We start from the raw sequence: 11,233 nt of genomic DNA, 5'->3' as shown, positions 1-11,233 counted from the left end.
TAAAGCTTCCGCCACTAAAGCGGCGGGTAACTTTCTTTTGTCTAAAGCAACAAAAGAAAGTCACCAAAGAAAAGTGCTTTGTTTTGAATCACAGGCCCGCATGAGCGGTGCCTCCGCGGGGATTTTTCATACGGGACATCCCTGTCCCGATGAAAAACGGCCCGCATCCCTGCGGGCCGCCCTTCGGGTCTTCTGTGGCCTTCGCTAGTGCGAAGCGACGCACAGCAAAAACAGAACAACTGACAGCAACAGCCACAGTTGCTGTTGTTGCTGTTGTTGCCGTTGCCGTTGCCCCAGAGCTTGGCGTAGTACCGAACTCGCGAGAACACCTGGAGACCCGGAGGGCGGCGCACAGGACGTGCGCCGTTTTTCGATAAGACAGGGACGTCTTATCGAAAAATCCCGGCGTCGGCACCGCACTCGTGGCCTGTGCCCTTGCAAGGAGAGCCCTCCCTTTGGTTACCTTTCTTTTGGGCTTAGCAAAAGAAAGTAACCCGGCCGCGTCAGCGGACGGAAGCTTTAGATGTTGCTTCACCGCACTGCGGTAAGAAACGCAGTGACCGCCAGTTGCGTGGTCGCGGCTCGCGCCGCTCCTACCCCAGGAGCAGACCGCCCGAGGCCGAGACCAACCCCCTAATCGCCCTGCGAACCCCGATGCGGCTTGCCATGCCGCTCGCGCAACACCGCCACCGCGTCGCCCAGCGACAGCCCGCGCGCGCGCAGCAGCACCTGCAGGTGGAACAACAGATCGGCGGCTTCACCACAGAGCGCGGTGTCGTCCTGGGCGACCGCGGCCAGCGCGGTCTCGACGCCTTCTTCGCCGACTTTCTGCGCGATCGAGCGCACGCCCTTCTCGAACAGCTTGGTGGTGTAGCTGCCGGCGGGACGCTCGCGTTCGCGTTCGGCGATCAGTCCATCGAGCTCGCCAAGAAACGCCAGCTCGTCTCCCGGCGCGCTCGGGAAGCAGCTGTCGCGGCCGAGGTGGCAGGTCGGCCCATGCGGACGCGCGCGCACCAGCAAGGTGTCGCGGTCGCAATCGGTCTCGATCGAGACCAGGTCGAGGTAATGCCCCGAGCTTTCGCCCTTGGTCCACAAGCGCTGCTTGCTGCGGCTGAAGAAGGTGACATGGCCGCTGTCGAGGGTGAGCTGCAGGGCGGCACGGTCCATGTAGCCGAGCATCAGCACGCGCAGGTTGACCGCGTCCTGGATCACTGCCGGCAGCAGGCCGTCCTGCTTGTCCCAGGCCAGGGCGTCGATCTGCTCCGCGCTCAGCGTCGCGGACGCTGCGGTGGAGGAATTAGTGGAGCTGTCGGACTGGGACACCCTGCTCTCGCAATGCTGCTTTCAAGGCCGGAATGCGGATGCTGCCGGAATGGAACACGCTCGCGGCCAGGGCCGCGTCGACGTCGGCCTGCAGGAACACCGCACCGAAATGCTCGATCGCGCCGGCGCCGCCGGAGGCCACTAACGGCACCTCGCAGATCGCGCGTACCGCGGCCAGCTGTTCGAGATCGTAGCCGCTGCGCACGCCGTCGCTGCCCATGCAGTTCAGCACGATCTCGCCGGCGCCGCGCTGCTGCGCCTCGACCACCCAGTCCAGCGTACGCCGGGCCAGGGCCTGGGTGCGCGAAGGGTCGCCGGTGTACTGGCGCACGCGCCATTCGCCGTCGGGGTCGCGCAGGCTGTCGATGCCGACCACCACGCATTGCACGCCGAACTCCTCGGCGATCTCGCCGATCAGCTCGGGACGCTCCAGCGCCGGGGTGTTGATCGAGATCTTGTCGGCGCCGGCGTTGAGCACGCCGCGCGCGTCGGCGACCGAGCGGATGCCGCCGGCGACGCAGAACGGGATGTCGATGGCGCGCGAGACGCGTTCGACCCAGTCGCGGTCGACGCTGCGCCCCTGCGGGCTGGCGGTGATGTCGTAGAACACCAGTTCGTCGGCGCCCTCGTCGCGATAGCGCAGGGCCAGCTCGACGATGTCGCCCATGTCGACGTGGTCGCGGAAACGCACGCCCTTGACCACGCGCCCGTCGCGCACGTCCAGGCAGGGCACGATGCGCCGGCTCAGCCCGTTCAGCATCGGCGCACCTGGCGCAACGCGTCCGTCAGTTCGAAACGGCCTTCGATCAGGGCCTTGCCGAGCACCGCGCCGGCGCAACCGACGCCGTCGGCGGCGACGATGTCGGCGATGTCGCGGATGCCGCCCGAGGCCTGCAGCTGAACGTGCGGGGCGACCTCGTGGATGTGCCGGTACAGGTCCAGATTCGGCCCGGCCAGGGTGCCGTCGCGCGATACGTCGGTGCACAGCAGGTGGCGCAGGCCGGCCTGGGCGTAGCGTTCGAGCAAGGGTTCCAGGCGCATGCCGCTGTCCTCGGTCCAACCGGCCACCGGCAGCTCCCAGTCGCCTTCGCTGTTCTGGCGCACGTCCAGGGCGATGGTGATGCGGTCGGCGCCGAAGCGCTTGAGCCAGCCGATGACCAGATCGGGTTCCTTGATCGCCAGCGACCCGACCACGACGCGGTCGGCGCCGGCGTCGAGGATGGCCTCGACATCGGCCTCGCTGCGCACCCCGCCGCCGGTCTGCACGCGCATCCAGCTGGAGGTGGTGATCGCGCGCAGCAACGGCGCCAGGGTGTAGCCGCCGTAGCGCGCGGCGTCGAGGTCGATCAGGTGCAGCCATTTGGCGCCGGCCTCGGCGTAACGCGTGGCCAGGGCCAGGGGCTCGGTTTCGTAGCGGGTTTCCTGGGCGTAGTCGCCCTGGTGCAGGCGGACGACCCGACCGTCGCGAACGTCGATCGCGGGATAAAGCGTGCTGTTGCCCATGTTCACGCCTCCAGCGCCAGGAAGTTGGCGAGCAGGCGCGAGCCGACGGCCGCCGAGCGTTCCGGATGGAACTGGGCACCGTAGCAGCGCCCGCGCCCGGCGACCGCGGTGAAACTGCGGCCGTAACTGGTGCTGGCCAAGGTGTCCGAGGTCAGCGGCGCGGCGTAGCTGTGAACGAAATAGGCTTGGTCGCGCTCGCCGATGCCGGTCAACAATCCCGGGGCGCCGGTGGGCGTTTCGCATTTGTCGAGGAAATTCCAGCCCATATGAGGCACACGTACTCCTGGTCCTGGTTGCAGCCTGGTGATCCGGCCCGGAAGGAGTCCGAGGCACTCGACCTCGCCCTCCTCCGAGGACTCGTACAGCAGCTGCATGCCCAGGCAGATCCCGAGCAACGGCTGCTGCAAGCGGCGGATCGGATCGACCAGGCCCCGTTCCCGCAACCGCGCCATCGCGGGGGCTGCTGCGCCCACGCCCGGCAGGATCACGCGATCGGCGGAGGCGATCGTTGCGGGGTCGGCGCTCAGGATCGAACGCGCACCCAGCCGCTCCAATGCATAACGCACCGAGCCGATGTTCCCCCCACCCGAATCGACGACTACAACCCAAGACATCACAAGACCCCTTTGGTACTCGGCAATTCGCGACCTTCGCGGCGGATCGCCTGGCGCAGCGCGCGCGCCACGGATTTGAAGCAAGCCTCAACTTTGTGGTGATCGTTATCACCTTCCACGTTCAGATTCAGGTTCAGCCCGGCGGTTTCGCACAACGAACGGAAGAAATGCGCGACCAGTTCGGTCGGGAAATCGCCCACCCGCTCGCGCGCGAACGTGCCGGAGAAGACGAAATACGGGCGGCCGGAGAAATCCAGCGCCGCACGCGCCAGAGTTTCGTCCATCGGCAAGACGACGGTATGTCTGCCTAATGTGCTTTCTTGAAGTGTGCTTTCTCGAAGTGTGCTTTCTTGAAGTGTGCTTTTTTCGGGTACAGCTTCCTGAAGTGTGCTTTCTTCGACTGCGCTTTCGGTGCCATCCGCGGCCACCGCATCGAAGCCGTAGCGGCCGATGCCGCGCTTGTCGCCGAGCGCCTCGCGCAGGGCCTGCCCCAGCGCCAGCGCGCTGTCTTCGATGGTGTGGTGCTCGTCGATGTGCAGGTCACCTTCGCAACGCAGCTCCAGGGCGAAACCGCCGTGCTTGCCGATCTGTTCGAGCATGTGGTCGAAGAAGCCCAGGCCGGTGTGGACCTTCGGCTCGGCGACGCGGTCCAGGTCGACCGCGACTTCGATCCGGGTCTCGCGGGTGTTGCGCTGCACGCGCGCGGTGCGCGGGCAATCGGCCAGGGTGTGGGCGATGCCGGCCCAATCCCACTCGCCGCCGAACTGCTCGGTGCGCAACTGGAACGCGCGGATGCCGAGGTTGGCGGCGAAACCGTTGTCGGTCTCGCGGTCGCCGACCATCGCCGAGCGCGACCAGTCGATGCCGCGGTCTTTCAGCAAGGGCAGCGCCAGGCCGATGCCGGGCTTACGCGTGGGCAGGTTCTCGGCCGGAAAGCTGGTGTCGATGAGCACCTCGCGGAAGACGATGCCCTGGCTTTCGAACACCTGCATCATCAACTGGTGCGGGCCGTCGAAACTCCAGCGCGGATACGCCTCGGTGCCGAGGCCGTCCTGGTTGGTCACCATGACGAACTGATAGCCGGCGTCGCGCAGTTTCAGCATCGCCGGGATCACCCCGCGCACGAAACGCAGCTTGGCGTAGCTGTCGATCTGGAAATCGGCCGGCTCCTCGATCAGGGTGCCGTCGCGATCGACGAACAGGATCGGCGTCGAGGCGCTCATGCCGCCACTCCGCGCATCTGCGCATTACGCGTCAACACTTCGATCACCGCCGCGTTCTGCTCCGGCGTGCCCAGGCTGATGCGCAGGGCGTTGCCGAGCTGCGGCGCAGCGCGCATGTCGCGCACCACCACGCCGGCATCGAGCAGACCGTCGAACGCGGCCTGCGCGTCGTCGAAACGGGCGAGCAGGAAATTCGCTTGCGAGGGATAGACCTGCAGCACGCCGGGCAAGGCCTGCAACGCGGCGAACAAACGCTCGCGCTCGCCGATCGCGGTGACCACGCGCGCCTTGGTGGTGTTGTGCGGCACCTCGGTCAGCGCGCGCAGCGCCAGGTTCACGCAGGGCGTGGGCAACGGGTACGGCGCCTGGCAACGCTGCAACGCGGCGATCAGCTCGGCGTCGGCGATCACGCTGCCGATGCGCGCCGCGGCCAGTGCGTGCGCCTTCGACAAGGTCCGCAGCACCGCGATATTGCGACGGGTAGCGAGCAGGCTCACTGCCGAGGCGCCGTCGGCGAATTCGAGATAGGCCTCGTCGACCACGACCAGGGCGCGGCCGCGCAGACGCAGGGCCAGCGCATCGATCTCGGCCAACGGCAACAAGGTGCCGGAGGGGTTGCCCGGCGAACACAGGAACACCAGCTTGGCGTTCTCGCGCTCGACCGCCTGCGCGACCGCGGCGAAATCGCAGGCGAAACCGGCAGGCGTGTCGCGCAAGGCGACTTCGACCGTGCGAGTGCCGTGCAGGCGTGCGTTGACCGCGTACATGCCGAAGGTTGGCGGCGTGATCACGATGGCGTCGCCGCCGGGACGGCACAGCGCGCGCACCAGCAGATCGATCGCCTCGTCGCTGCCGCGGCCGGCCAGCAGTTGCTGCGGCTCGCAGCCGTACAGCCCGGCCAGCGTTTCGCGCAGGCGCTGCGGCTGCGGGTCCGGATAACGGCGCACCGAGCCTTCGCCGTCGGCCACGCTCGGCCAGGCCGCTTCGTTGGCGTTGAGCCAGACTCGGCCGCTGCGCTTCTCGCTGCGCGCCGAGCTGTAGCCGGCGAAATCGCGCAGGTCCTCGCGCAACAGGTTCAGGGGGTTGTCGTCGTTCATGTCGATCGGACTCGATTCGTTCTCAGCACTCATGCCGCTGCCGCCCGCAAACGCAAGGCCACCGCCTCGCGGTGCGCGTCCAGCCCTTCGGCCGTCGCCAGCTCGACCGCGCAGGGGCCGATCGCCAGCAAGCCGCGCGGCTGCACTTCCTGCACCGTGATCGCGACCTGGAAACTGGCCACGTTGACGCCGCTGGCGTAGCGCGCCGCGCCGCTGGTCGGCAGGACGTGATTGGTGCCGCTGCAGTAATCGCCCAGCGCTTCCGGCGCCCAATCGCCGAGGAACACCGAACCGGCCGCCTCGACTTCCGGCAGCCACTCGCGCGCATCGCGCAAGGCCAGGATCAGGTGCTCGGGCGCATAACGGTTGCTGACTTCGAGCGCGCGTTCGATCGAATCGACCCGGATCGAACGCGAGCACTGCAACGCCGCACGCGCGGTGTCGGCGCGCGACAGCCGGGCCAGCTGCGCTTCGAGTTCGACATCGACCGCGTCCAACAGAGCTTCGTCGTCGCTCAGCAACAGCACCTGCGAATCCGGGCCGTGCTCGGCCTGCGACAACAGATCGGCGGCGACGAAATCGGCGCGTGCGCCGGCATCGGCGATCACCAGCACTTCCGACGGCCCGGCCGGCAAATCGATCGCCGCCCCGCCCTCGAGCAGCGCGACCTGGCGCTTGGCTTCGGTGACGTAGGCATTGCCGGGCCCGAACAATTTGTCGCACTTGCCGATGCTCTCGGTACCGAAGGCCATCGCCGCGATCGCCTGGGCGCCGCCGACCTTGAACACCCGGGTCACCCCGCAGCGGCGCGCAGCGTAGAGCACCGCCGGGTCGGCGCTGCCGTCGCGGCGCGGCGGCGTGCACAAGGCGATCTCGCGGCAACCGGCCAGATCCGCCGGCACCGCCAACATCAGCGCGGTCGACGGCAATGGCGCCGAGCCGGCCGGCACGTACAGGCCGACCCGGCGGATCGGCCGCAGGATGCGTTCGCAGCGCACGCCGTCGGCGGTGTCGATCGCATACGGCTCGCTCATGCCGGCGTCGTGGAATACCGCGATGCGTTCGGCGGCCTCGTCGATCGCCGCGCGCAAGGCCGGCGTCAGCGAGGCTTCGGCGGCGTCGAACTCTGCGGCGTCGACAGCGAAGCGCTCGGGCGCGCCACCGTCGAAACGTTCGGCATACAGGCGCAATGCGGCATCGCCGTCGCGCCGCACCGCTTCGACGATCTCGGCGACCGCGGCCGCGGTCGAGGCCCGGGTCTGTTGCGCCGGACGGCGCAGCGCCTGTTCGCGCGCGCCTTCGTCGAGTGCGTTCCAGTCGAGGCGTTGCATCTTCGCGCTCATGCCAGCATGCCCTCGACCGGCACCACCATCAGTCCGCGCGCGCCGGCGCGCTTGAGTTCTTCCAGCCGCTGCCAGGTCACCGCGCCGTGGCACAGCGCCTGCAGGGCCACGCCGTCGCCGTTGTCCAGGCTCATCACCGTCGGCGGCTCGGCATCGGGCAGCAGCGGCAGCAATTCGTCGAGCAGGTTACGCGGCGCCTGGAACATCAGCAGCTTGCTGTTGCGCACGCGCAGCGCGCCGTCGAGACGGCGCAGCAGCAGGTCGGCCAGTTCGCCGCGCACGTCGTCGAAGCCGCCGGCCGGGCCGGCCAGCACCGCTTCGCTTTCGATCAGGGTCTGCACCGGCTTGAGCTGGTTGGCCGACAGGGTCGCACCGCTCGACACCAGGTCGCAGATCGCCTCGGCCTGGCCCAGGCGCGGGGCGATTTCGACCGAACCCGACAGCAACACGACCTGGGCGTCGACGCCCTCGCCGGCCAGCCATTGCGACAGCAACGCCGGATAGCTGGTGGCGATGCGCTTGCCGGCCAATTGCTGCGGGCCTTCCCAGTGCCAGGCCTCGGGCACGGCCAGCGCCAGGCGGCAGCCGCCGAAACCGAGCGCGCGCCATTCGCGGAATGCCGATTCGCGGCCGTTGCTGCGGCGGTCGCCGTCCTGTTCGAGCAGGACGTTGCGCCCGACCACGCCGAGGTCGCAGACGCCGTCGGCGATCAGGCCGGGGATGTCGTCGTCGCGCACCAGCAGCAGGTCGACCGGCAAGGTTTCGCCGTAGCAGAACAAACGGTCGCGGCTCTCGCGCCAGCTCAGGCCGCAGGCGGCCAACAGCGCACGCGCCGGCTCGGCGAGACGGCCGGATTTCTGGATCGCGATGCGCAAGCGGTCACGCGCGGCGGCGCTGGCGGGAGGGCTCATGAACGGGTCTCGGATGGGGGGCGGTCGATGCGGGGACGAGGCGGCAGTCCGATGACGGGGTGTGCCGAGAGAGGCGCGGACTTGCGCGGTCTTTCAGGAATTCAGCGGTGTCGCGCGGCGCGCCGGTGCAGGGCCGCGCCGTAACCGCCGGTGCCGCGTTCGAGCACGCGGGCGACGCGCCCGATCGTGGTCACGCTGACCTGGGTGCGGTCGTGGATTTCGCGATACGGCACGCCTTCGTTGAGCAGGGGCACGACGCGCCAGCGGTCGCTCATCGCCTCCAGTTCGGCCGGGGTGCACAAGTCTTCGAGAAAGGCCCGCACCTGTTCGGCGCTGCGCAGGCCGGCCAAGGCCACCGCCAGGTCGGCGATCGCATCTTCGGTCTGCTCGGTGTCGTTGGCGCGGCGCTTCATTGCGGAGAACTCATGTCGGCGTGGTAGCTAGGTCGCTGGATCGGTTGCCCCGCAGGGCAGGCGGGGTTCGACGCCCGGGAATCCAACGCCTGGGGATCGAACCCAGGCGCGGATCATCGAACGCGTTAATGTACTAACGCGTTAATACATTATCGATCGAGCCGGCCGCCGTCAAGCCGGCCTGTCGCAGTAAGGAATTGCGTTAAGACTCAGATGCGCCCGATCCCACGCCCCTGACCGGGGTCGAGGCGCCGCGACCGCTCCCCCGACGCCCCGCCACCGCGACGCAAAGGCCTGTGTCCGCCACCGCCACGGAAGATGAATACGAACCCTGCCCTCGCTGCCGTACCGAGTCGCCCCGCCTCGCCCCAGCGCCGCTGGGCCGGGTGGGCCCTGCTCTGCCTGCTCGCCGCGGCGTTGCTCGTACCGGCGTCCGCGCACACCGTGCTGAACCTCGAACGCAGCACCCGCGAGGTCGAACTCGCGCCGTTCACCGCCTACTACCACGACACCGGCGGCCGCCTCGATCTCGACGGCGCGCGGCGCGCGCTCGCTGAGAAGCGTTATCGGCCGCTGCCGAACGGCAACGGCTCGTTCGGCTTCCAGCCCGGCGCCTACTGGTTCCACATCGCCGCGGTGAACCGCAACGCCGAGGTGCCGCGCTGGCTGTTGGTGCAGCAGTTCGCGCTCAGCGACCGTCTCGATGTCTACACCCGCGCGCGCAACGGCGCTTCGACCCACCAGGTGGGCGGCGACAGCCAGTTGTTCGCCTCGCGCGCGATCCGCTACCGCCATCCGAATTTCTGGATCGACCTGCCGGCCGACCAACCCGTCGACATCTTCGTACGCGTGCGCAGCGACAGCTCGATGCAGGTGCCGCTGACCCTGTACACGCCGAGCGCCTTCACCGAACTCGCGCGCGACGCCCAGTTCGGCATCGGCATCTACTACGGCATCCTGGTCGCGTTGTTCTTCTACAACCTGGTGCTGTGGCTGAGCCTGCGCGACTCCAGCTACTTCTGGTACCTGTTCCATATCTGCGCGTTCGGCCTGGTGCTGCTGACCCTCAACGGCCTGGGTTTCGAGTACCTGTGGCCGCGTTCGCCCTGGCTCGCCGACCACTCGGTGCCCTTGTCGATCTGCCTGGCCCAGATCGGCATGCAGCAATTCGCGCGCAACTTCCTCAGCCTGCACCGGCGCTGGCGCCTGGGCGATTACGTCGGCCTGGGCATGATCGCGTTCTTCGTCCTGCTCGGCATCGCCGCGACCCAGCTGCCCTATCGCATCGCCACGCCGATCGCTTCGGCGGCGGTGTTCGTCAGCATCGCCTGGATCGCGGTCGAAGGCATCGTGGTGATGCGCCGCGGCTACAAGCCGGCGCGGCTGTTCCTGCTGGCATGGTCGGCGTTCCTGCTCGGCACCGGCATGTTCGCGGCGATCGCCTTCGACCTGCTGCCGAAGATGTTCATCACCGAGTACGGCGTGCAGATCGGCTCGGCTCTGGAGATGCTGCTGCTGTCGGTCGCCCTGGGCTATCGCTACGCCTCGCTGCGCAACGAAAACGAACGCATCGTGCGCGAGGCCAAGGAGCAACTCGAACACAAGGTCGAGCAGCGCACCACCGAGCTGCGCAGCACCCTGGCCCTGCTCGAGGATGCCCATGCGCGCCTGCGCGAAACCAGCCAACGCGACGGCCTGACCGGCCTGCACAACCGCAGTCATTTCCGCGAGGCCTTCGAGGCCTTGCTGCACCGCTCGCGGCGCCAGCACCGGCCGCTGGTGCTGATGATGATCGACCTGGATCACTTCAAGCAGATCAACGACCACCACGGCCATCTGGTCGGCGACGAGTGCCTGCGCTGGGCGGCGGGCCTGATCGCGCAGATCCTGATCCCGCAGCACGCCCTGCTGGCCCGTTTCGGCGGCGAAGAATTCGTCGCCGTGCTGCCCGACCACGACCTCGATGCCGGCGCCCGCGTCGCCGAGGCCTTGCGCCTGCGCCTGAGCTCGCAGCCCTGCCCCAGCCGCAGCCACGACATCCCGGTCACCGCCAGCATCGGCGTGTACGAGATCACCCCGGACTCGGACATGGGCGTGGAAGCGGCGCTGCAGTTCGCCGACCAGGCCCTGTACCTGGCCAAGGCCGAGGGCCGCGATTGCGTGCGGGTGTGGGGGGCGGCGGTGCAGGCTTGAACCACTGCGCGACTCGCGCAGCGCGGGCTCAGCCCGGCGCGTACATCACGTCAGACCGCAGGGCGTATTTGACGCCTTCGAGCACCGCGGCGCCTTCGTGCCAGGTGTCGTGCACGAACAGCAGGCCGGCGCCGGTCTTCGGCACCACCTTGAACTGGCGGAAGTCGGTGTCGCCGCCGACGAAATCGTCGTTGAGATAGACCAGCAGGGTCAGCCTGCTCGACCGGCCGTCCTCGCTCCAGGGGCCGTCCTTGTGCATGCGGAAACGCTGGCCCGGCGAATATTTGTAGAAGCGCAGCGCCCGCGGCAGGCCGACCGCGCTTTCGCCGTCGAGCATGGGCAGCTCAAGCGCAGACAGCCGCTGCCATAAGCGTTCGACCCAGGCCGGCGACTCGAACACCACGCGTTCGTTGTTGCGCACGTGCTGCAGGCTTTTCTGCTCGCCCGAGGGGGTGCGCACGCCGGCGGATTCGAAGCCGTGGTCTTCGGCGAGTGCGACCAGTTGCTGGCACTGCGACGCAGTGAGCAAGCCTTCGATGCTGAAGACGCGGTCGTTGTGGAAGATCGTCTGCATCCTGGGCTCCTGCCGGGGAAGAACGATGCGGCGAGTGAT

12 protein-coding genes are annotated in these 11,233 nt (G+C 68.1%); 2 read left to right on the top strand and 10 right to left on the bottom strand.

Annotated elements, in window-relative coordinates:
* The coding region (locus ACTJJK_RS04645; protein WP_440729611.1) for a hypothetical protein at positions 1-208 on the top strand (208 nt) is incomplete at its 5' end.
* Positions 209-633: 425 nt separating this feature from the next.
* Here ACTJJK_RS04645 and hisIE read toward each other — a convergent pair.
* From hisIE to ACTJJK_RS04600, 9 genes are all read right to left on the bottom strand, one after another.
* Positions 634-1,272, bottom strand: a complete 639-nt coding sequence (gene hisIE / locus ACTJJK_RS04640; RefSeq protein WP_440729619.1) for a bifunctional phosphoribosyl-AMP cyclohydrolase/phosphoribosyl-ATP diphosphatase HisIE — start codon at positions 1,270-1,272, stop codon at positions 634-636.
* 25 nt (positions 1,273-1,297) lie between these two features.
* On the bottom strand, positions 1,298-2,083 hold the full coding sequence (gene hisF, locus ACTJJK_RS04635) for an imidazole glycerol phosphate synthase subunit HisF (protein ID WP_031370484.1): 786 nt from the start codon (positions 2,081-2,083) through the stop codon (positions 1,298-1,300).
* Complete coding sequence (gene hisA, locus ACTJJK_RS04630; protein WP_031370485.1) at positions 2,077-2,826, bottom strand: 1-(5-phosphoribosyl)-5-[(5-phosphoribosylamino)methylideneamino]imidazole-4-carboxamide isomerase; 750 nt, start codon at positions 2,824-2,826, stop codon at positions 2,077-2,079. The genes hisF and hisA overlap by 7 nt, the downstream gene beginning before the upstream one ends.
* A 2-nt stretch (positions 2,827-2,828) precedes the next feature.
* Positions 2,829-3,440: an imidazole glycerol phosphate synthase subunit HisH gene (hisH, locus tag ACTJJK_RS04625; protein ID WP_031370486.1), complete on the bottom strand. Its 612-nt coding sequence runs from the start codon at positions 3,438-3,440 to the stop codon at positions 2,829-2,831.
* A complete protein-coding gene (hisB, locus tag ACTJJK_RS04620; protein WP_440729610.1) occupies positions 3,440-4,663 on the bottom strand; it encodes a histidinol-phosphatase in 1,224 nt (407 codons plus the stop codon). Before hisB ends, hisH begins: the two co-directional genes overlap by 1 nt.
* Positions 4,660-5,766 (bottom strand): histidinol-phosphate transaminase, encoded by a 1,107-nt coding sequence (gene hisC, locus ACTJJK_RS04615; RefSeq protein ID WP_440729618.1) that lies wholly within the window; start codon positions 5,764-5,766, stop codon positions 4,660-4,662. The genes hisB and hisC overlap by 4 nt, the downstream gene beginning before the upstream one ends.
* Before the next feature lie 23 nt (positions 5,767-5,789).
* Positions 5,790-7,091 carry a histidinol dehydrogenase gene (hisD, locus tag ACTJJK_RS04610; protein ID WP_440729617.1) on the bottom strand — a complete coding sequence of 434 codons (1,302 nt, stop codon included), beginning with the start codon at positions 7,089-7,091 and terminating at the stop codon, positions 5,790-5,792.
* Between the two features lie 8 nt (positions 7,092-7,099).
* The gene (gene hisG / locus ACTJJK_RS04605; RefSeq protein ID WP_031370490.1) at positions 7,100-8,014 is read right to left on the bottom strand and encodes an ATP phosphoribosyltransferase; all 915 of its coding nucleotides are present in this window, start codon (positions 8,012-8,014) and stop codon (positions 7,100-7,102) included.
* Between the two features lie 101 nt (positions 8,015-8,115).
* On the bottom strand, positions 8,116-8,427 hold the full coding sequence (locus tag ACTJJK_RS04600; protein ID WP_031370491.1) for a YerC/YecD family TrpR-related protein: 312 nt from the start codon (positions 8,425-8,427) through the stop codon (positions 8,116-8,118).
* A gap of 318 nt (positions 8,428-8,745) precedes the next feature.
* Here ACTJJK_RS04600 and ACTJJK_RS04595 point away from each other — a divergent pair, with 318 nt between their 5' ends.
* Positions 8,746-10,620 carry a sensor domain-containing diguanylate cyclase gene (locus tag ACTJJK_RS04595; protein ID WP_440729609.1) on the top strand — a complete coding sequence of 625 codons (1,875 nt, stop codon included), beginning with the start codon at positions 8,746-8,748 and terminating at the stop codon, positions 10,618-10,620.
* A 28-nt stretch (positions 10,621-10,648) separates the two neighbouring features.
* Here ACTJJK_RS04595 and ACTJJK_RS04590 read toward each other — a convergent pair whose 3' ends face one another.
* Positions 10,649-11,194, bottom strand: coding sequence for a prolyl hydroxylase family protein (locus tag ACTJJK_RS04590; protein WP_440729608.1), 546 nt, complete (start codon positions 11,192-11,194; stop codon positions 10,649-10,651).
* Positions 11,195-11,233 lie beyond the last annotated feature (39 nt).

The organism is Lysobacter sp. 22409, from assembly GCF_052045105.1.
Taxonomy (GTDB): domain Bacteria; phylum Pseudomonadota; class Gammaproteobacteria; order Xanthomonadales; family Xanthomonadaceae; genus Lysobacter; species Lysobacter antibioticus_B.
This window is presented reverse-complemented; position numbering and strand designations above follow the sequence as displayed.